Raw genomic sequence first — 20,910 nt, forward strand, 5'->3', positions numbered from 1 at the left:
ACATCAAACAAACTTTTCCATCATCCTCATTTCTTTGAATGCCAAACCTCCCTTTGAAAGGGAAATGACAGTGTCCGATACTTGGGCAAGTCCTTGATCGTGGGTCACGACAATGACACATTTGTTTTCTTTATGAGCAAGTTCCCTGAACAAATCAACGATTCCTCGGGCGGTATCTTCGTCTAAGTTTCCTGTAGGTTCATCTGCCAGAATGAGTTCCGACTGACAAGAGAGTGCCCTGGCAATGGAAACCCTTTGTTGTTGTCCGCCACTGAGAGTTAACACTCTTTGACGGGATTGATCCTCTGAAATTCCAACCTTCTGAAGCATCTCAAGGGCGAATGATTTTTTATCCTTATTAGTTGATTTCGTGATCTCCATTGCAGTGATGACATTTTGCAGTGCTGTCATATATGGTAGGAGGTTATAGGATTGAAAGACTATGGAAACATGCCTATTTCGAAATGTTGTTAACCCGATTTTCTTGATATCTTTTCCTTCAAAAAAGATCTGTCCGGAAGTTGGTGAGTCAAGTGCACTTGCGAGGGAGAGGAAAGTGGTTTTACCAGATCCGGATGGTCCGACACAAGTATAGAAGATTCCCCTCTTAAATTCGGCCGTAACATTACTCAAAATAGGCTGTAACTTGGATTCTTGCTTATAGCTATAACTCACATTTTTAAAGTGTAATAATGTACTCATTCTTTAGTCTCCTTTAATCCTGTTTTGTTAAAATAGCTTTAGGATTTAATCTCAACACGGTTAATGATGGAATCAATGTGGATAGTAGAACCACCATCAGTCCGATGGCAAACAATTTCATCAAGTCTTCTCCTGTCGTATGGATGGATAATTCATTCACCATTTCTAAATCCTGAACGCTTGATGATTGAAATGGCATACGGCGTGAATTAAAGGAGGCGGGTGTATTTGCTGTTTCTTCTGATTGAGTGATTTCCTGCTGGAGAAGTTGTTCCCCCATTTTGTTTGCAACCAGATTGCCGGATAATGTTGATATACCCATTGCCAAAACAGCCACTATCAAAATCTCAACTAAAAATTGACTGACGAGCTTACCTTTTTTCTCTCCGATAGCAAGGAGTACGCCCATTTCATATTTTCTTTCACGAATCGTCATCATAACAATTAGGGCCAAAATGATGGCTCCCGCTATTGCCACAAGAAATACTACATTATTGGAAAAAGAGGCTACATTCTCAATTGGCCCCATCATTTGCCGATACAATTGATCATTTGCATCCAGTTTAAATTGATCAAAATCAATGGATGAGCTACTTTCTGCATTAGAAATAAAGGTTTGGATATCTGCCGGGTCCTTCATATAATAGACAGCCCGATCAATCGTTTCAGAAGTCCCTTTTAATTCATTTGCAACAGTATATGGAACGAACAGCTGATTATAGGGATTCAGAAAAGAAAGATTTTGAGCTCTTTCATCCATAACTGCAGTCGATTCATAAATACCTACGATTTCAAGAGTCGACTCTGTATTCTCGGTATTTGTTATGGTTATCGAGTCTCCAACCTTTAAATCATTTTCTGCAGCAAGGTTTTTTTCAACAAGAGTAACTTCATTGTTTATGTCTTTTTCCGTCAGATGACGTCCTTCCACTAGGGACGCATCCCCATTCAAAAATGAGCTCGTTGAATCTGAGAATAAAATTCCTTCGACGGAAACATCACCGGCCATCATTTTACCACCGCCACCAAAGCCTTCCTGCTCAGTACCTTCTGTTGTTTCTTCACTTCCGATAGCAGTAAAGTCCTTGGCAAGGGCAGAGGTGGATGCATAATAATTGTAGCCCTTTACGTAAGAGGAATCGATGAGTTCCTCAGCAGAATCTAATGGGATGGGGACAGGCTGGAAACGGGATCTTCCACCACTTTCCTCGTTCTGCTGGCCGGATATCAATTTTTCCCGGTCAACTGTTAAAGAAACTTCACCGCCTAATTTCTCACGAGCCAAAATGCTTGATTGATCAGCGGCGGTTTGAATCGTCAATCCCGACAGAACGAGAATGGATATGACGGTCAAGACAAACAGTAATAGTATGCTTTTCCCCTTGCGAGCTTTTACACTCCAAAAGGCACGTTTCATAAAATTCATTTTCCTCTCCTCCTGGTCAAAATAGTGGGACTTAAGTTTTTTAAATCCCTGGCTTGCCTCAGTAAAAGCTTATCCATCAGATATGTCCAAACTATGAACGAATAATGTCCGATTGATTAAAAGTAGTGAAAAAGAAATCAAGTCACATCAACCTTGAACTAATCCTGTTAAACATCATAAGAGAAAAGAACGAGCCGTTAATCGGACTCGTTCTTTTCATGATGATTGCCATCCATTTTGGTAACTTCTATATATTGAATATGATGACCATCGATTTCTTTTAACCTGAAACAATAGCCTTCTTCCTCGATCTTGTCATTCAGCTTCACTTCGTACTTCTGAGTCAGGAACCAGCCGCCGATCGTGTCGACCTCATCTTCTTCAAGGGAGATGCCAAGAAGGTCATTCACATCTTCAATGAGCATCACGGCGTCAAAGATATAATGATCTTCCTTCACCTTCTGCACTTCAGGAATTTCATCGATATCAAACTCGTCCCTTATCTCTCCGACAATTTCTTCAATGATGTCCTCGACCGTGACAAGACCGGCAGTTCCACCGTATTCATCAAGGAGTACGGCCATTGGTGACCGTTCTTTTTGAAGCTTGACGAGTAAAGCTTGAATAGGGATGGTTTCAATGACGCGAATCACAGGCTTGATAAAGAAAGTTAAGTCTTCGTGTTCAGCCTTATGATCCACAAGTGTTGTCAACAATTCCTTCACATTAATTATACCGAGGATATTGTCTTTATCACCCTCCACGACAGGATATCTCGTATAGCGTTCTTCTTTAATGATGTCTAATACTTCATCGATGGTTGACTCTGAGGAAAGAGTCACGATATTCGTTCTCGGAACCATGATTTCTTTTGCGATCCGTTCGTCGAATTCAAATATTTTGTTTACGTACTTGAATTCGGATGAATTGATTTCACCACTTTTGTAGCTGTCGGAAAGAATGATTCTAAGCTCTTCCTCGGAATGGGCAATTTCATGTTCAGAAGCGGGTTTTAAACCGAATAACCCGGTGAACACCCGTGCAGAGCCGTTTAATGTCCATATGAAGGGATAAGCGAGTCGATAAAACCATATCAATGGTCGTGCAAATAATAGAGTGACTTTCTCTGCTTTTTGAATGGCAAAGGTTTTCGGTGCCAATTCTCCAATCACCACATGCAAAAAGGTAATGACGGAAAATGCGAGTCCAAATGAAATGATGCTTGTAACGGAAGTATTTAAATCGAGCTTCTCAAACACGGGATGAAGCAACGTTTCAATGGTCGGTTCACCTAACCAACCGAGTCCGAGGGCTGTGATGGTAATGCCTAATTGACAGGCTGAAAGGTATTCGTCTAAATGGGAAATGACCCTTTTAGCAGCAATGGCCGTTTGGTTTCCTTCAGATACCAGCTGATCGATACGAGAGCTTCTTACCTTGACAATGGCAAACTCTGATGCAACGAAGAAAGCAGTCAGCGCAATTAAAACAGCAACGAGAAATAAATTAAGTAGAATGTCCAATGAGCAGAAGCTGAGAAAGGGAACGAATCAAAAGGACCCTTCTTAAGCTTCAAACACCTCCTGAATAGAAAAGTCATGGTTCCGTAAAAAAATGAAGCAAGATAGCACTTGAAATCCGGTTGCAATGGGTATATCCTTTTAAAAGTATCACATTCTTATCCGTATCCAAAGTGCGTTGCAATGTGTAGGTCATTCGGTTATTGTTAGAAATAACAATTTCATCATAAAGAATAGAAATGGACAAAACAAGGATACGAATCAATGGATAGTTGGAAAGGAGAACGATTATGGCAGACGTGTTTAACCAAGGATTTGTTGTAGCCCTTATCATTGCCTTTTCGGTTTATGTCATCTTAAGAGGAATAGCTATTTTCTTTGGCAAAGCAGGGAAAGGCTATCTGGAAAATATTCAATCTCAAACAGGACGTTTATATCTGCAATTAATAGGTGGCTACTATATATTATCAGGCGTACTTGGCCTGCTTATTCCACGATTAGACTGGAAAACAGAAGAGATATACTTTGCAATTGCAATTTTTGCGATTTCATCTGTTGTTTTCTGGGTAACACTGGATCTCTTTATGAAACGTGATCGGAAAAAGCTTCAGCAAAATTAATATGTTTTTTTTCATTAGCTCTGGTTATAAGCCAGGGCTTTTTCTGTGCCTGGAATTCGTCCCATCAGTCAATTCACACCTGAAATTTCTTTCTCATTCAAAAGAATGTTTGAACATTTTTGGCATTTCTTCTATACTATATTCAAAAGAGTATTTGAATGTTAGAGGGGTGACGAGATGAAAGAGACGGATGTTTGTGAAGTGGCGTGTGTGGAAGATGAAAAGGTCAATCGCTTAAAATCAATGATTTTATCACAAAATACCACTAAGGTAGCTGAAATCTTTAAAGCACTTTCTGATCAAACAAGAGCGAAAATTGCCTATGCACTAACCATCGAAGAAGAACTATGTGTATGCGATGTGGCAAATATCGTGGATGCTTCAACAGCGACCGCATCCCATCATTTGCGTTTATTAAAAAAGCAGGGGTTAGCCAAATTCAGAAAAAAAGGCAAGCTCGTTTATTATTCCTTAGACGACCATCATGTGAAACAGTTAATTGAAATTGCGTTGACTCATCAAGTGGAGGTGGAGGATCGTGACCGGTAAACCAGCCCATAAACAAACCTACAGGGTTGAAGGATTTACGTGTGCGGGTTGCGCGGCCAAGTTCGAGAAGAACGTTCAGCATCTCGACGGAGTGGTAGATGCAAAAGTGAACTTTGGAGCAGCAAAGATTACCGTATACGGAGAAACCACGAAGGAATCGGTGGAAAAAGCAGGAGCATTTGAAGGACTTCGCTTAACAGAAGACGGAATAAGAAAACAAGAGGAAGAGAAAGAACCTTTTTACAAGAAATATAAGCATTTACTTTTTTCGGTTTTCTTTATCCTTCTTGCTTATTCCATTCCATTTACAGAAATCGATAACCATCAAATCCTTTCTACTCTTTCATTTGCAACAGCCATCGTTGTAGGGGGATTTCGATTATTTCAAACAGGATTCAAAAACTTATTCAAATTAGAGTTCGATATGAGAACCTTAATGACGATTGCCATTATTGGGGCAGCTTTTATTGGTGAATGGGGTGAGGGAGCCATTGTCGTTCTCCTGTTCGCCATCAGTGAAGTGCTGGAGTCGTACTCCATGGATAAGGCCCGTGAGTCGATTCGATCACTCATGGATATTGCGCCACCACAGGCCCTTATCATCCGGAATGGAGCAGAGCTGTTAGTTGATGCAGAGGAGATTGAGGTCGGTGACATGATGATCGTGAAGCCTGGTCAGAAGATTGCCATGGATGGTGATATTGTTGAGGGCTCGTCATTTGTCAATCAGGCGGCGATCACAGGAGAATCGGTCCCTGTGGAAAAGCTTCATGGCGATGCTGTATTTGCAGGAACGTTAAACGAAGAAGGGTATTTAAAGGTTAAGGTAACGAAGCGGATTGAAGACACGACTCTCGCCAAAATTAGTCATTTAGTTGAGGAAGCGCAGGGTGAGAGAGCACCTTCCCAAGCGTTTGTGGATGTATTCGCTAAATATTATACACCGATTATTATGGTCATCGCTTTACTTGTAGCTATCATTCCACCGCTGCTGTTTGCAGGGGAATGGTCGACATGGGTCTATCAGGGACTATCTGTCTTAGTGGTAGGTTGTCCATGTGCCTTGGTCATATCGACTCCGGTGGCGATCGTAACCGCTATAGGAAACGCTGCGAAAAATGGCATTCTTATAAAAGGCGGAGTGTATTTAGAAGAATTAGGAAGATTAAAGGCCATCGCCTTTGACAAAACGGGTACACTCACAAAAGGAACACCCGAAGTGACTGATGTCATCCTAATAGGTGATGAAGAGGAAGAAGAGTTGTGGACGAAAATGGCTGCACTTGAATTCCACTCCCAGCATCCACTTGCGCACGCTTTTCTGAAAAAGGCGAAAGAGCTGAACATTGAGTATGGGGATTGTGAAGTGGTTGAGTTCCAATCCCATACAGGTAAAGGAATCAGTGGCCGGATCGGTGAGGATAGATACTTCCTTGGAGCGGAAAGCCTTTTCGCCAATTCCCCTACAACAGGAATTGAAAACCTTCAAAGAGAAGGTAAAACGGTCATGGTGTTCGGAATAGATGATACTCCATTAGCTCTTGTAGCCGTGGCAGATGAAGTGCGGGAAACAAGTCGCGAAATCATCGATAGCCTTCATCATTTGGGCATTGAGCAAACGGTGATGCTGACAGGAGATCATGAAAATACGGCCAGGTCGATCGGGAGAACAATAGGGGTCAAAGAAATCAAAGCAGGCCTGCTGCCACAAGATAAATTAGACTTTGTCAAACGCTATATGAACAAGTATGGAAAGGTCGCCATGGTTGGGGATGGTATTAATGACGCCCCTGCACTTGCAACCTCAAATGTAGGGATTGCCATGGGTGGGGCAGGAACCGATACAGCACTGGAAACGGCAGATATCGCGTTAATGAACGATGACCTTACAAAACTGCCATATATCATCCGCTTAAGTCGAAAAACGCTTACCATCATCAAACAAAATATCTCGTTTGCCATTGGGATCAAGCTTCTTGCTTTATTACTTGTAATCCCAGGATGGCTTACGTTATGGATCGCGATTTTTGCCGATATGGGAGCAACATTACTCGTAACATTGAATGGTCTAAGGCTATTAAGAGTTAGAGACCAAAAGTGAGGGATGTCAAGTGGGTCACGACCACAGTCATGGACACAATCAGAATAAGAAAGCATTATTAATCAGTTTCCTATTTATTTTTATCTTTATGATCGTCGAAGTCATAGGGGGAATCGTCACAAATAGTCTTGCTCTTCTTTCCGATGCGGGACATATGCTTAGTGATGCTGCCGCTTTAGGTCTTAGTCTGGCAGCCTTTTATATAGGTGAGAAGGCGTCGGATAAAGGGAAGACGTATGGGTACAGGCGATTTGAAATACTGGCGGCGTTCATTAATGGCATCACGTTGATTCTCGTTTCCCTTTATATTTTTTGGGAAGCGTATCATCGTTTTATAGATACTCCTATGGTTTCACCAGGTATGATGGTGATCGCCATCATAGGTCTTGTTGTAAATATTATCGTGGCATGGATCTTAATGAGAGGGGATACGGAACATAACTTGAATGTTCGTAGTGCCTTTCTTCATGTACTTGGTGATTTGTTGGGGTCGGTAGGGGCCATCGCAGCCGGACTCTTGATTTATTTCTTTAATTGGAACTTGGCGGATCCTATTGCATCTGTCATGGTTGCCATTCTAATCGTTATTTCGGGATGGAGAGTAACGAAGGATTCCATTCATATTTTAATGGAAGGATCACCAAAAGGGATCGATACGGAAGAAGTGAAGAATAGCCTGGCTGCCATCCCGGGAGTCATTGAAGTACATGATCTTCATGTGTGGTGCATCACGTCGGGATTCACAGCCCTAAGCTGCCATGTAGTGGTAGGAAACGAAGTGAATCGGGATACCATTCTATTACGACTCTCAGCCTTTCTTGAAGAGGAATTTGGCATTCATCATTCTACGATTCAAGTTGAGGGAAAAAGTGTCACAGAGGGCCATCATCACGTTTGTACGTAACAGCTCTCGCTTTTCTTTCTCCTATTCTTTCCAATGTGTAAGGGGATGTTTAGTTCCCTCCAGATGTGGGGTATATCTTCAACTGGAGGGATGAACATGTTACATCAAGAAAATAAATCACAGCAACAAAAGACACCGGAATTTAAAAAAGACTTCTATATTCAACAATTATTAAGGATTGGCGTATATAAATATTTTGGAAAGCAGCTTTATGAGCTTTCAATGAATGAATTACAAGATGTTTATCTGGAATATTATGTTGGTGGAGATATACCTCAATAAAAAAAGACGAACCTTTTACTAGAAAAGGATCGTCTTTTTTGTTGTTGAAAGCTTTAAGGAACATCATGCCCCATAGAGGTTTGCAGAATTTCAAACCATTGATCGTGATTTAATGTAATGGACATAGAGTCGATTGCATGTTGAATGCGTTCCATTTTACCTGAACCGACGATGGGCATAATGTTTGCCGGGTGATTAAGAAGCCATGCATATAGAACCTCGTCAATTCCCTTTGCACCTGTTTGTTCTTGTACCTTCTTCAAAGTATGTTGAAGGCGAACGGCTTTCTCATCTTCTCCTCTGAAGATCGCCCCGCCTGCAAGTGGTGACCAGGCCATCGGCGCGACACGTTTCTCTTGGCAAAGGTTTAACGTACCGTCTTCAAAGTTTTCTAAATTGTATGCAGATAATTCGATTTGATTGGTGATCAATGGAAACGGTAAGTAGGATTGAAGCATATTCCATTGATGATCTTTAAAGTTGGATACTCCGAAATGACGGACCTTTCCTTCTTCTTTCAATTTAGTGAAGGCTTCCGCCACTTCTTCTCCATTCATAAATGGATCTGGCCTGTGAATCAATAATAAATCGATGTAATCCGTTTTCAGGTTCCGCAGGGAGTTTTCAACAGAAGCCAGAATGTGCTTTTGACTCGTGTTGTAATGATGTGTTTTATGTTCAGGACGATTGTCGGAAGGTAGGACAATACCGCATTTTGTCACAATTTCCATCTTTGCTCGTAAGGACGGCTGTAGGTTAAGAGCCTCACCAAATAACGCCTCACATGTATACGAGCCATAAATATCTGCGTGATCAAAAGTCGTGATTCCGTTTTCAATATTGTGCTGGATTAAAGAAAGGGTGTCTTCCTTTGATTGATTCCAGTCTGCAAGTCTCCACAACCCATGAATGATTCTTGAGAATGATAAGTCTTCCGTCATTTGTATTCTTTGCATCGATACTACCTCTTTTCATATGGTATGTAGACATTCTTTCATAGTCATACTAAACGTATATTACTATGTTTCGAAAGGAATTAAAAATGATTCAACCTCTTCATGATTTATTATTGAACTGGAAGGTTCCTCCTTCCTCCATAGAGACCGTGGGCCATCATCACAATGTTTATAAGGTGAAGAGTCGGGAGAAGACGTTTTATTTAAAGAAGAGATTGAACTCTTCAGTGGAGAAGCGAATAGAAGAGCTGCTCTTAACTTCTTTTTTATTGGAAGACGGACTTCCTGTCGAAAGGCCACTGCTAACGATCTCGCATCAGCCATATGTACGACAACATCAAGTTTTCTACTCCCTGTATCAAGCGCTGAAGGGGGTACCGATACAAGTCTATTCCTTAACTTCTTTGAAAATGGTGGGTACATACCTATCCCAACTCCATGGCAGTCTAAAACAATACGTCTGTAAATTCGAGGTAGAAGAATGGAAAGTTGAAACACATTTGAGAGAGTGGATAAGCGTGCAGGATTCAACAGTGATAGAAAGGTGGGGGGAAGGGTTTCTTGGTAGGCTGAATGATTGGTCCTTTTCTTATAGCAAATTGCCCCATCAACTTGTCCATAGCGACTGTCATCCGCGGAATATTCTCGTGAAAGAGGAAAGGGTGACAGGGATCATAGATTTCGAGAGGATACGAAAAGCATCCCGCATAGCAGATGTCTGTTACTTTCTTGCAGGGATGCTTAAAGACAAGGTCAAGCAGGGTGAGGATGAGCAAATTGAATGTATCCATGCCTTTATGCAGGGCTATCAGTCCGATGGAACTTTAACTCAGGAAGAAAAAGAACTGATGCCATTCTTAGTCATTATCTTTCTTCTTCAATACACCTTTTTTTACAATCAAAAAGGGTATTCACACGTTGCATCTACATACATCCCGTTCATTAACAGGCTGGTAAATTCCGGTGATTATGAGAGGGTCTTTCAAATGTAAGTCTATTTAAGAGGAAATGCTTGAATATCCATCTTTTCTGTGGCAAAGTAGGGAAGAAGATAACGTTTAAATTTCATAGTACAAGTGTAGGGGGACCGGTGTGGCCGGTTGAGATTGTATCCTGATAAGATACTGACCCTTTGAACCTGAACTGGCTGATACCAGCGTAGGAAACATTCTCTTAAACATTACATCATCATGTTTAACAATGCGTCCCTCGCTGAAGCCTGGGGCGCTTTTTTGTTGTTGTGTCCTGACGGTCTAAGGTGTTTTACATTCATTCTCTCTACTAAGTGAAGAATAAGTATAAACGTTACAACTACATATAAGGATTTGGGGAGGAATCATGATGAAAAAATGGATGTATATCATCTGTTCTGTCTTTCTTTTAACTGCTTGCAGTGGTGGAGGAAATACATCATTACAGAAAGAAGGTCTTAAAAAGGTTACGGTTGTACTGGACTGGACACCGAATACCAATCACACTGGATTATACGTTGCGAAAGAAAAGGGATACTTTGAAGATCAGGGGCTGGATGTGGATATCATCTTACCTGGTGAGGCAGGCGCAGATCAACTCGTTGCCTCGGGTAAAGCTGAGTTCGGAGTTGGATACCAGGAAAGTGTCACGCAAGCAAGGGTACAGGACGTACCACTCGTATCTATAGCTGCGGTCATACAGCATAATACATCCGGGTTTGCTTCACCTAAGGATAAGGGTATAACGACTCCAAAGGATTTTGAAGGGAAAAGTTATGGAGGATGGGGATCACCTGTAGAAAAAGCCGTCATGACGTCGATTATGAAACAAGAAAACGCAGATGTAGAGAAAGTGGATTTTGTAAACATGGGAGATACAGATTTCTTTACTGCCGTGAAACGGGATGTTGACTTTGCGTGGATCTACTATGGATGGACAGGGATTGAAGCAGAGCTTCGCGGTGAGGATTTGAATATGATGTACGTAAAGGATTACTCTGAAAAACTGGATTATTATACCCCTGTCTTGACGACGAATGAAAAGATGATTGAAAAAGACCCTGAAACGGTTAAATCATTTTTATCAGCTTCTTCAAAAGGCTATCAGTTTGCAATCGACAATCCGGAAGAGGCCGGTGGGATCCTATTAGATGCAGCTCCGGATCTTGATAAAGAATTAGTCATGAAGAGTCAGGAATGGCTGGCTCCTAAATACAAGGATGACGCTGACAGGTGGGGAGAGCAGAAGCTGGAGGTTTGGGAAAACTATGCTTCATGGATGTATGATAACGATTTATTAGATAAGGAATTGGACAGTAAAAAAGCATTCACAAACGAATTCTTACCAAAATAAGAGGTGAACAAAATGGGGAACGCACTCGTAAGCATACAAATTATTCCGAAGACGAAAAATGGTGAAGATGTTATACCATACGTGGATGAAGCCATCGCGATCATTGAAAAATCCGGTGTCCGTTATGAAGTCCATCCATTAGAAACGACAATGGAAGGGAATTTACCTGACTTATTTAAGGTGATTGAACAAATGAATGAACGAATGATTGAAATGGGCAGCTCAAACGTCATTTCTCAAATCAAGGTATTATATCAGCCTGTCGGGATTGAAATGAATCAATTGACGGAGAAGTATAAAGGATGAAAGCATGGATATCGAAAGGATGGAGACCCTTCTTGGTCCTCATCCTTTTATTCATCATTTGGGAATTCACCATAAGAGTATTTGAGGTGCCGGCATGGCTAATGCCTTCACCTTCAGAAATATGGGCGGAAGGAGTCGCCTCTTGGTCAACGTTTACAGGACATCTTGCTTCGACAACTCTCCTTACGATCGGAGGGTTTGTGATTGGATGTACAATTGGAATAGGGACAGCAGTGGGTCTGCACCTTCTGCCTAAAGTAAGAGAAGCGATATATCCACTTATGATTTTGTCTCAAAACATTCCGATTATCGTCTTGGCTCCTTTACTTGTTATCTGGTTTGGATTTGGACTATTGCCGAAAATCATTGTCATTACCTTGATCTGTTTCTTTCCGGTAGCGGTCTCGGCATTGGATGGATTCAGGCAGACAAACGCAGAGTACATCCTTTACATGAAAATGTCGGGAGCCACAAAAGGTCAAATCTTTCGAAAAGTTGAATGGCCCCATGCACTTCCTTCCATCTTCTCAGGATTGAAAATTTCAGCTACCTATAGTGTGATGGGGGCGGTGATTTCAGAATGGCTAGGTGCCCAGAAAGGAATTGGTGTCTATATGACTCTTGCCTCTTCTTCCTTCAGGACAGACAGGGTATTTGTAGCCATCTTTATGATTATGCTGCTCAGCCTGGTTTTCTTTGGAATCATTTTGTTATTAGAAAAGATCATGATTAAGTGGAACCGAAAGGAGGACAGATAACGTGACGACTTTATCCATACAAAATATGTCTAAATACTTCGATGGGGAGCTGATTCTCGATGAGCTTTCCATTCATGTTGAAGAAGGTGAGTTTGTCTCGATCCTCGGTCCTTCCGGGAGCGGGAAAAGCACGCTGTTTCACGTGATCGGCGGGTTATTCACACCCGATTCAGGGGATATTCAATTAGATGGAAAATCGATAAATGGTCAAAGAGGAACCATCAGTTATATGCCTCAAAGTCCGTCCCTCCTGCCGTGGAGGACCGTGATTGAGAATGTGATGCTTGGCCAGGAGTTACATGGGAAGAAAGATAGGGATAAAGCAATGAGCATGATTGAACGGGCAGGCCTAAAGGGATATGAGAATGCGTATCCTGATGAATTATCCGGTGGGATGAAGCAGCGGGTGGCGTTTATTCGTGCCCTTGTCAGTCCCCAATCCTTCTTATGCCTGGATGAGCCCTTTTCTGCCCTTGATGAATTCACACGATTGGACATGCAGAAATGGCTCCTTTCCATTTGGGAGGAAGACTTGAGTTCTGTTCTATTTGTCACTCACAATATTGACGAAGCCCTGTTCCTGTCAGACCGGATCATTGTATTATCGACTCGGCCAGCCAGGGTGCAGAAGGAGTTCAAAGTACCATTTTCACGTCCCCGCGACAAAGAGATCCTCTTAACGGAGGAGTTTCTGAAATGGAAAACGAGCATTTTTGAGGAGCTTTCTCAATATGTGTAAACCATCCTTGATTGATGCACATATTCACTTGGATTTATACGAAGGATATCAGCGTGATAAGATTCTGCAGGAACTTGAACTGTATTCTGTAAAAGCGCTCATATCTGTATCGTTCCACCTTCAATCTTCCAGGACAAATATAGATCTCTCAAGAAAAGATGCAAGGATCAAACCGGCTGCAGGTTTCCATCCGGAGCAGGAACTGCCTTCAGAAAGAGAAGTCGACGAGCTTCTATCATTGATTGAGCTGCATGAACAGGAAATAGTGGCAATTGGAGAAGTAGGATTGCCTTATTATAAATTGAAAGAACATCCTGAAGTTGAAGTGGAGCCGTATATCGATCTCTTGGAACAGTTTATTATTGAATCAAAGAGGATGAACAAACCGATTATCCTTCATGCAGTGTATGAACATGCACCGATCGTTTGTGACCTGTTAGAAAAACACTCGATAGAAAAAGCACATTTTCATTGGTTTAAAGGAGATGAAGAGACCATTGAAAGAATGATGCAAAATGGGTATTTCATCTCCATCACCCCTGATGTCCTTTATGAGCAGGAGATACAAGAGCTTGTTAAGAAGTACCCAATCGAGAAACTTATGGTTGAAACAGATGGTCCTTGGCGTTTTGAAGGCGTCTTTCAGGGAAGGATGACCCATCCCGGAATCATGCATCGGTCCATTGAAAAAATCGCCGAAATAAAACGCATCAAAGAAGCAGAAGTATATAAACAGCTGTTTAAAAATACAACTGAATTTTATGGGATTTCCTAAATCATTCTTCTCTTGCATCCTTGGTGCAGGAGAAGTTTTTTTATAAACATCATTTACCATCATATTTATCAGTGAGATAACAAAAGATGATTGTAATGACGTTTAGGAAAAGGTGAAAAGAATGGAACTGAATGATCAATATATGCCCTATCAAGCTGGCGATGTCGTATATGTGATTTATCGCAATCCACATACACAAAGTGTCGCCAACGTACAGGAAGCAGCCGTAGTACATGATCCGGAAAATCCGAACGAACTGGCATTATTTTTATACGAAACCTATTATCCGTTAACACATGAAATGGCGGTTTATTCTTCAGAAGCTGAAGCGGAGCAAGCCTATACTCAATCATTTGGAGACCTGTAGGAGGGATGAATCATGGTAAAACCGTTCGTGCCACAATTGGTCTACTTTGAACCGAATGCCTTGGAATATCCCCTGGGTAAAGAGCTCAAAGAAAAGTTTGAAAAAATGGATGTGGAAATCAGGTACACAACATCGCATAACCAGGTTCGTAATTTGCCAGGGGACAACCATTTCCAGAAATACCGGATAGCAAAATCCACATTAGTAGTCGGAGTGAGAAAAACGTTGAAATTTGATACATCCAAACCGTCTGCTGAATATGCCATCCCATTTGCAACAGGGTGCATGGGGCACTGTCACTATTGCTATCTGCAAACAACGATGGGGAGTAAACCATATATACGAACGTATGTGAATGTGGATGAAATATTTGAGTCGGCGGACAAGTATATTGCAGAAAGAGCTCCTGAATTCACACGCTTTGAAGCAGCTTGTACGTCCGATATCGTAGGAATTGATCATCTCACTCATACCCTAAAACGAGCCATCGAGCATTTTGGTGAATCCGAGCATGGCAAGCTTCGTTTTGTGACGAAATTTCATCACGTCGACCATCTGCTTGATGCGAAGCATAATGGAAAAACCAGATTCCGGTTCAGTATCAATGCCGATTATGTGATTAAGAATTTTGAGCCTGGTACATCTCCTCTGGATAAGCGCCTAGAGGCAGCGGGGAAGGTAGCTAGAGCAGGATATCCATTAGGATTCATAGTGGCACCTATCTATATCCACGAAGGATGGCAGGAAGGGTATAGGCAAATGTTTGAACATTTGGAAGCTCACCTGCCGGAAGAAGCGAAAAAGGATTTAACCTTTGAATTCATTCAACATCGTTTCACAAAACCGGCTAAAAGAGTCATTGAGAAAAATTATCCGATGACAAAGCTTGAACTTAATGAGGAAGAACGGCGATATAAATGGGGTAAATACGGGATTGGCAAGTATATCTATCAGAAGGATGAAGAGCAGGAAATGAAAGATCATCTGTATGCCTACATGGAAAAACATTTTCCAAAAGCGAAGCTCGAGTATTTCACATAAAAAAAAGGGACTGATTACAATACAATGTCAGTTGTAATCAGTCCTCTTAATGTAGTTGTGGTAGAAGATTTTCCAAATCTTTTACCCGCATGGCAATTTCATCACAAATTTCTTGATAGTGTACCCATTCTTCAATAAGTGTCGCAGAACGCTTCCTTGGATTAGGCAAATTCCAATAGATGACTTTATCCTCTAATTCAGAAGGAATCTCTATCTTATCATCAAATTCTGTATCCTGAATCGCAACAATAACCGAAGCGTTACCAAGTTCATTCATCTCAATGCGTGTAAGTGGGAATGTACTAATATCAATACATAACTCTTTCATTGCTAAAACGCTGAATTCAGCACGACTCTCAGCAGCCCATCCGGCACTTTTGAAAGACCAATCTGACACATCGAGCTTCTCGGCCCACCCTTCAGCTATCAAGCTGCGCTGTTGACTACTTGAAAGAAAATAGACTGTTTTATTCATTTTAGGTATGTTCCTTTCTATTTTCATGCTGTTATTACTATTTACCCAATCACGTAGCATTTAATCATTAAATGTAAAAAAGAAAAGATTGGAAGTTGATCTGTAGTCATATAGAATCATTCAACTCCCACATATTGTGTTGGGCGTGAGGAGAAACATAGTAAAAATGTTTTAATTCACCCTTAATCTTCTTCAATTATTAAAAAAATCAGTATAATAGGAAATGGAGAATGAAGAAGCAGCGAAAAAAATGGATGGGAAGGCAGTTCAGGAAGAGCTAATAGAAAAAATTAAAAAATAATAGTTTTGCTAAAAGTAATTAAGGGTAAACATCTCTTAATTATTTTGTATTAGATAGGGGAGGTACATCTATGAAATTTAATTTAACAACGAAGATTATCATTGCCTTAATACTAGGGGCGATTGTGGGATTACTGCTTAATATTTTTGCTAAAGATATATTTGATATATTGGATCCTTATCTGTTTACACCGTTAGGGAAGATATTCCTTAACCTCATCAGCATGCTTGTGGTACCCATTGTGTTTCTATCCATCGTTCTTGGATCTGCAGGTCTGGGTGACCCTAAGAAACTGGGGAGAATAGGGTTGAAGACCATTGTCTTCTTCTTATTGACTACCTGTATTGCCATCGTGATTGGTTTATCCCTTGCTTATGTCATTGATCCCGGTATGGTAGAGGGAATCGACAAAACACAATCAGAAGGCTTTGAAACGGAAGATGCTCCTCCAGTGGGAGAGACTCTCATGAACATTATTCCAAAAAATCCACTTACAGCGATGACAGAAGGAAATATGCTGCAAATCATTGCATTCGCCATCTTTATTGGATTTGGATTAACAACTTTAGGAGATAAAACAAAAGGAATATTAAAGCTTGTTGAACAAGGTAATGATCTTATGATGTACCTTGTGACACTCGTAATGAAATTCGCTCCATACGGAACGTTCGGATTGATCGCCTCTGCAATCGGAAGTCAAGGTATGAGTGCCTTGAAGGCGATGTGGCTTTATTTTGTAGTCGTCCTTGCAGCATTGATCATTCACGCTATCGTTACCTACGGTGGAACGATCCTCCTTTTGGCAAAAAAGAATCCGCTTTGGTTCTTCAAGAATTTCAGTCCTGCGATGAGCGTAGGATTCAGTACGTCAAGCAGTAACGCGACGCTTCCCATCTCAATGGATGTTGCCCAACAACGTTTAGGCGTATCGAAATCAGTAAGCTCTTTCGTTCAACCATTAGGAGCTACCATCAATATGGATGGTACTGCGATTATGCAGGGGGTTGCAACCGTCTTTATCGCTCAGGTATATGGTGTTGATTTATCATTGGAACAACTGATTACGGTTGTACTAACGGCTGTTTTAGCCAGTATCGGTACAGCAGGGGTTCCTGGAGTCGGATTGATCCTTCTTGCAATGGTTTTAAGCAGTGTAAACCTGCCGGTAGAAGGAATTGGATTAATTCTGGGGATTGACCGCCTGCTTGATATGGCGAGGACTTCCATCAATATTTCAGGAGATGCAGCGTGTGCGTTGTTTGTATCAGAATCTGAAAAGAAACGTACGATCAAGGAACAAAGAGGAGAGGCATAGTCTCTTTTCGTTTCCATTAAATCGAGTCTATGGCCTTAAAAGGCCATAGACTCGATTTTTTATATCTATTTTATTTCATCATAGCGCTCTAAAGCCCTTTTCCTGGCTGCTTTATGATCGACGACCGGATAGGGATAATGTTCTCCCAGGGCCACCCCCGCAGTTTTCAGAATATCCACGGAAGCTTCTGAAGGATTGTGGATATGTTTATGGGGAACGTCTTTTAATTCAGGAACCCACATCCGGATATAAGTGCCTTCTTTATCGAATTTTTCACTTTGAAGGGTTGGATTGAAAATACGGAAGTAGGGGGCCGAATCAAAGCCGGATCCTGCAACCCACTGCCAGCCCATTGAATTATTGGCGAGGTCTGCATCAATCAGTGTATCCCAAAACCATTGTGCGCCTTCTTGCCAAGGAATCAGTAAATGCTTGGTCAGGAACGATGCGACGATCATTCTGACACGGTTGTGCATGAACCCCGTTGCCCATAATTCTCTCATTCCTGCATCGACGATGGGATAGCCTGTCTCTCCTCTTTTCCATCTTTCCAAATGATCCCTCTCCTTCTGCCATTGGAACTCCTTGAATTTCTCATTTACAGGTCGTGTGGTGGACTCAGGAAAATGAAGCAGGACGGAGTAGGAGAAGTCCCTCCAAATTAATTGTTTAATGAAGGGCTCAACCTGCACTTCTTCCATTTCAAGGAGCGAATGATACAAACTTCTCACTGATATGACCCCAAGGGTTAAGTAAGGGGATAAAGTAGAGTGATGGCCTTCTGCAGGAAAGTCTCTTCCTTCTGAATAGTCCTTGATGCTTTTTTTAACAAAGGCATTATACCTTTTAATAGCGGCTTCTTCGCCGGGGTCCCAAATGCTTTCCATGATGTGAAACCAGGGAATAGAGGGCATGAGACTTAAATCGCCCAGGGATAGACACTCCACATCGAGGTCCGGGACCTCCATCTTCTTCACGGATGGGAGAGGTTTCGGGATTGCCTCCTTCCTTAATGATTTATAAAATGCTGAGTAAACTTTATAAGGGGTGTCGTCATCCTTTTTGATTTTCCAAGGAGGAAGAAGAAGTGTCCCTTCGAATGTTTGAACATCTACCCCCTTTGAGGACAAAGAACGGGCTAAAGCGAGATCCCCCTCATAGGCTCTTGGATCATAGACTCTATTCCAGTAAACCCCCTGTGCATTTGTTTTCTGAACCCATTGGGGGAGAAGATCTTCTACTTTTCCTTTATCTATCCAAAGTCGCCCGTTAATCGATTGAAGGGATGTTTGAAAGGCTTCTAAATTCTGATGCAGCCACCACTTCTTAGCTTCTCCAGAGGGGGAGTGAGAGGTCTCCTCATCCAGGATATATAGAGGAATCACCATACCTTCTTGAGAAGCTCTATAGAGAGCAGGGTGATCGTGAATCCGAAGATCTTCCCTAATAAGGACAATGATGCGTTTTGTCATGTTTATCCCTCCGTTTAAGTCAAATGCGTCAATTCTTTACCTAAAGTATAGTAAAATAAACAGGGTGATACAAAAATCGATGGGTTTAATCGAACGTTTACTTGAAAATGGAAATCAACTTAGTGTAATATTACACTATAAAAGAAGTAAGGTGTGAATCGATGACAAAAGAAGAGATCGTTCTAATCATTTCAGATAAATTGAGGCTCATACGAACAGAGGCAGGTTATACACAGGATAAGATGGCGAACATTATCGGATTATCCAAAAAAACCCTGGTTCAAATTGAAAAAGGCAGAGTCATGGCCGGCTGGACCGCGGTCATTGCCATTTGTGCGTTGTTTAAAGATAGTGAAACCTTAACCACCAGTCTTGGGGGGGAGCCCCTTGAAATAATAGAGACCATTGCCCGGGAAGGCATTGATTATCGGAAGGAAAAAACGTTGGGCGGGAAGGTCTGGTGGAAAGATGTAAAGAAGAATGATGAATACATTCTTCAGCAGAACCTTTTCAGTCAGCACTTCCGAATTTTGGACTTCGAGGACTACCGGATTTACAGCAGCTTTGACGAGAAGAATGCCCATAACCGTTTTGATGAGTTAACGGGTCAGTAATACATAATGGAGGGACGAACCTTTTATAGGTCCGTCCCTCCATTCGTTCCATTTATTTTACGACCAGGACACTGGTTTCGCAGTTTTGAGTGACTTTTTCACTGACGCTTCCGAGCACCCATTTTTTCATGCCGGATTTACGGCTGCTCCCGACTACTACCAGGTCTGCCTGGATTTCTTTGGCATATTCACATATGCGTTTTGCTTCTGAACCGGATAGGTGAATATAATTTGCTTCAATCCCGTAAGGAGAAAGTTTTTCTTTCGCATTTTTTAAAAAGTGATGTGTAGAGGAGGGTGTCTTAATTTCATGACGTTCTTCCTCCGAAGTATGAACCTTGTTGTCGGGTGAAACCGACAGATTCCCCATATAATTGTTATCAAACCCTGGTGACGTATCCGCTAATGCATGGGTAGGGGTATAGTTGTCATGACTTTCATTTGCTACCTTTTCATCTGATATATGGAGTACGGTTAATTGTGTATCTATAGAACCTTTTATTAATTTTTGTACTTCATCCAATGCTTTCTTGCTTCCATCGGTTTCGTCATAAGCTAACAAAATATGTTTATACATCAAAATCACCTCATCAATAGGATATCTGTTATTTACCCAATATTAAGCTTTTTAATCTTTTTCGGGAAAACGATGAATGGAATAAAGACCATTTTAAAAGTGATTCAACATTTGCTTTTTCACAAAAGGCTGTTTTCGTAAACTTTGTTGCTTTTGAAAAAGCGAGTAGTGGTTGGTTTCCACTCCCGGTGCTCGCTTTCCGCGGGGCGTGAGTTGAGCCTCCTCGGACTTTGCCCTGTGGGGTCTCAACTGTCTAGCTCCAGGGCTTAGGGTCTCGAGGTCATAAGACGAGTCTGCCAAAAAGGCAAAGAGCGCCTTTCCGGCAGACTCGTCTTATGCTTGTCGCCCCTGGGCAAAGCCCCTCCGCTTTTCGGACTTTCTCCCGCAGGAGTCGAGCACCTTCCGTTCCAATCAACTTTCTATGTCTGGGTTTCTTACTATAGGATAATATAAAGACCATTTTCAAAGTGCAGTATATTTTAGCTTGTATATTAGAAATAATGTTCCATTTAATCACAAACTGGTTGCCAGACCTCCTATGTTAGATAGCAACAATCTTTGCGAAAAGAGCTAATCAAAGAAAGAGCAGAACGGGGGAAGATCCGTTCTGCTCTTTCTTTTTGATTAAAATCATATAATAGCAAGAATAATGTTTAGTTTAAGTGGTTCTGATTACAGCATGCTGATAATCCAACCAATGACAACAATTGCTCCAACGACCATTAAGATTGTACGTACCATTAAAATCACCTCGACTTATAGTATCAATGAAATATGTTTTGTAT

General features: G+C 41.5%; 22 protein-coding genes and 1 riboswitch. Of the genes, 15 read left to right on the forward strand and 7 right to left on the reverse strand.

The window, feature by feature from the left end:
• Nucleotides 1-3 precede the first annotated feature (3 nt).
• From ACOSV2_RS00415 to ACOSV2_RS00425, 3 genes are all read right to left on the reverse strand, one after another.
• Nucleotides 4-702 (reverse strand): ABC transporter ATP-binding protein, encoded by a 699-nt coding sequence (locus tag ACOSV2_RS00415; RefSeq protein WP_428973524.1) that lies wholly within the window; start codon nucleotides 700-702, stop codon nucleotides 4-6.
• A 13-nt stretch (nucleotides 703-715) separates the two neighbouring features.
• Nucleotides 716-2,128, reverse strand: a complete 1,413-nt coding sequence (locus tag ACOSV2_RS00420) for an ABC transporter permease (protein ID WP_428973525.1) — start codon at nucleotides 2,126-2,128, stop codon at nucleotides 716-718.
• A 197-nt stretch (nucleotides 2,129-2,325) separates the two neighbouring features.
• A complete protein-coding gene (locus ACOSV2_RS00425) occupies nucleotides 2,326-3,651 on the reverse strand; it encodes a hemolysin family protein (RefSeq protein ID WP_428973526.1) in 1,326 nt (441 codons plus the stop codon).
• Nucleotides 3,652-3,938: 287 nt separating this feature from the next.
• On the opposite strand from ACOSV2_RS00425, the gene ACOSV2_RS00430 reads away from it, so the two are divergent.
• From ACOSV2_RS00430 to ACOSV2_RS00450, 5 genes are all read left to right on the forward strand, one after another.
• The gene (locus ACOSV2_RS00430) at nucleotides 3,939-4,268 is read left to right on the forward strand and encodes a hypothetical protein (protein WP_149155038.1); all 330 of its coding nucleotides are present in this window, start codon (nucleotides 3,939-3,941) and stop codon (nucleotides 4,266-4,268) included.
• Nucleotides 4,269-4,445: 177 nt separating this feature from the next.
• On the forward strand, nucleotides 4,446-4,817 hold the full coding sequence (locus tag ACOSV2_RS00435; protein ID WP_397553228.1) for an ArsR/SmtB family transcription factor: 372 nt from the start codon (nucleotides 4,446-4,448) through the stop codon (nucleotides 4,815-4,817).
• Nucleotides 4,807-6,918, forward strand: coding sequence for a heavy metal translocating P-type ATPase (locus tag ACOSV2_RS00440; protein WP_428973527.1), 2,112 nt, complete (start codon nucleotides 4,807-4,809; stop codon nucleotides 6,916-6,918). Before ACOSV2_RS00435 ends, ACOSV2_RS00440 begins: the two co-directional genes overlap by 11 nt.
• A gap of 10 nt (nucleotides 6,919-6,928) precedes the next feature.
• Nucleotides 6,929-7,822, forward strand: coding sequence for a cation diffusion facilitator family transporter (locus tag ACOSV2_RS00445; RefSeq protein ID WP_428973528.1), 894 nt, complete (start codon nucleotides 6,929-6,931; stop codon nucleotides 7,820-7,822).
• Between the two features lie 96 nt (nucleotides 7,823-7,918).
• Entirely contained in the window at nucleotides 7,919-8,104 is a 186-nt protein-coding gene (locus tag ACOSV2_RS00450; protein ID WP_428973529.1) for a Fur-regulated basic protein FbpA, read from the forward strand.
• Nucleotides 8,105-8,157: 53 nt separating this feature from the next.
• On the opposite strand, the gene ACOSV2_RS00455 is transcribed toward ACOSV2_RS00450, so the two are convergent.
• Nucleotides 8,158-9,060: an aldo/keto reductase gene (locus ACOSV2_RS00455; RefSeq protein WP_428973530.1), complete on the reverse strand. Its 903-nt coding sequence runs from the start codon at nucleotides 9,058-9,060 to the stop codon at nucleotides 8,158-8,160.
• Nucleotides 9,061-9,146: 86 nt separating this feature from the next.
• Between ACOSV2_RS00455 and ACOSV2_RS00460 the strand changes: the two genes are divergently transcribed.
• From ACOSV2_RS00460 to splB, 8 genes are all read left to right on the forward strand, one after another.
• Nucleotides 9,147-10,052 carry a phosphotransferase enzyme family protein gene (locus ACOSV2_RS00460; protein ID WP_428973531.1) on the forward strand — a complete coding sequence of 302 codons (906 nt, stop codon included), beginning with the start codon at nucleotides 9,147-9,149 and terminating at the stop codon, nucleotides 10,050-10,052.
• 78 nt (nucleotides 10,053-10,130) lie between these two features.
• Nucleotides 10,131-10,242, forward strand: a riboswitch (TPP riboswitch).
• Between the two features lie 159 nt (nucleotides 10,243-10,401).
• Nucleotides 10,402-11,385, forward strand: coding sequence for an ABC transporter substrate-binding protein (locus ACOSV2_RS00465; protein ID WP_428974259.1), 984 nt, complete (start codon nucleotides 10,402-10,404; stop codon nucleotides 11,383-11,385).
• A gap of 12 nt (nucleotides 11,386-11,397) precedes the next feature.
• Entirely contained in the window at nucleotides 11,398-11,691 is a 294-nt protein-coding gene (locus tag ACOSV2_RS00470) for a thiamine-binding protein (protein WP_428973532.1), read from the forward strand.
• Complete coding sequence (locus ACOSV2_RS00475) at nucleotides 11,688-12,449, forward strand: ABC transporter permease (protein ID WP_428973533.1); 762 nt, start codon at nucleotides 11,688-11,690, stop codon at nucleotides 12,447-12,449. Before ACOSV2_RS00470 ends, ACOSV2_RS00475 begins: the two co-directional genes overlap by 4 nt.
• A gap of 1 nt (nucleotide 12,450) precedes the next feature.
• Nucleotides 12,451-13,188: an ABC transporter ATP-binding protein gene (locus ACOSV2_RS00480; protein ID WP_324747685.1), complete on the forward strand. Its 738-nt coding sequence runs from the start codon at nucleotides 12,451-12,453 to the stop codon at nucleotides 13,186-13,188.
• On the forward strand, nucleotides 13,181-13,963 hold the full coding sequence (locus ACOSV2_RS00485; RefSeq protein ID WP_428973534.1) for a TatD family hydrolase: 783 nt from the start codon (nucleotides 13,181-13,183) through the stop codon (nucleotides 13,961-13,963). Before ACOSV2_RS00480 ends, ACOSV2_RS00485 begins: the two co-directional genes overlap by 8 nt.
• Nucleotides 13,964-14,084: 121 nt before the next feature.
• A complete protein-coding gene (locus tag ACOSV2_RS00490) occupies nucleotides 14,085-14,330 on the forward strand; it encodes a transcriptional regulator SplA domain-containing protein (RefSeq protein ID WP_397553238.1) in 246 nt (81 codons plus the stop codon).
• A gap of 12 nt (nucleotides 14,331-14,342) precedes the next feature.
• Nucleotides 14,343-15,371 carry a spore photoproduct lyase gene (splB, locus tag ACOSV2_RS00495; RefSeq protein ID WP_397553239.1) on the forward strand — a complete coding sequence of 343 codons (1,029 nt, stop codon included), beginning with the start codon at nucleotides 14,343-14,345 and terminating at the stop codon, nucleotides 15,369-15,371.
• 46 nt (nucleotides 15,372-15,417) lie between these two features.
• Here the strand turns inward: splB and ACOSV2_RS00500 are convergent, their stop codons facing one another.
• Nucleotides 15,418-15,846, reverse strand: a complete 429-nt coding sequence (locus ACOSV2_RS00500; RefSeq protein WP_428973535.1) for a phosphatase — start codon at nucleotides 15,844-15,846, stop codon at nucleotides 15,418-15,420.
• Between the two features lie 371 nt (nucleotides 15,847-16,217).
• Between ACOSV2_RS00500 and ACOSV2_RS00505 the strand changes: the two genes are divergently transcribed.
• On the forward strand, nucleotides 16,218-17,462 hold the full coding sequence (locus ACOSV2_RS00505) for a dicarboxylate/amino acid:cation symporter (protein ID WP_113971555.1): 1,245 nt from the start codon (nucleotides 16,218-16,220) through the stop codon (nucleotides 17,460-17,462).
• A 65-nt stretch (nucleotides 17,463-17,527) separates the two neighbouring features.
• On the opposite strand, the gene ACOSV2_RS00510 is transcribed toward ACOSV2_RS00505, so the two are convergent.
• Nucleotides 17,528-18,934: a cryptochrome/photolyase family protein gene (locus ACOSV2_RS00510; RefSeq protein ID WP_428973536.1), complete on the reverse strand. Its 1,407-nt coding sequence runs from the start codon at nucleotides 18,932-18,934 to the stop codon at nucleotides 17,528-17,530.
• A 161-nt stretch (nucleotides 18,935-19,095) separates the two neighbouring features.
• Here ACOSV2_RS00510 and ACOSV2_RS00515 point away from each other — a divergent pair, with 161 nt between their 5' ends.
• Nucleotides 19,096-19,548 carry a helix-turn-helix transcriptional regulator gene (locus tag ACOSV2_RS00515; RefSeq protein WP_113971553.1) on the forward strand — a complete coding sequence of 151 codons (453 nt, stop codon included), beginning with the start codon at nucleotides 19,096-19,098 and terminating at the stop codon, nucleotides 19,546-19,548.
• A gap of 52 nt (nucleotides 19,549-19,600) precedes the next feature.
• Here ACOSV2_RS00515 and ACOSV2_RS00520 read toward each other — a convergent pair whose 3' ends face one another.
• Nucleotides 19,601-20,125 (reverse strand): universal stress protein, encoded by a 525-nt coding sequence (locus ACOSV2_RS00520; protein ID WP_149155054.1) that lies wholly within the window; start codon nucleotides 20,123-20,125, stop codon nucleotides 19,601-19,603.
• Nucleotides 20,126-20,910: the final 785 nt, after the last annotated feature.

The sequence above is a fragment of the Rossellomorea sp. DUT-2 genome (genome assembly GCF_052665285.1).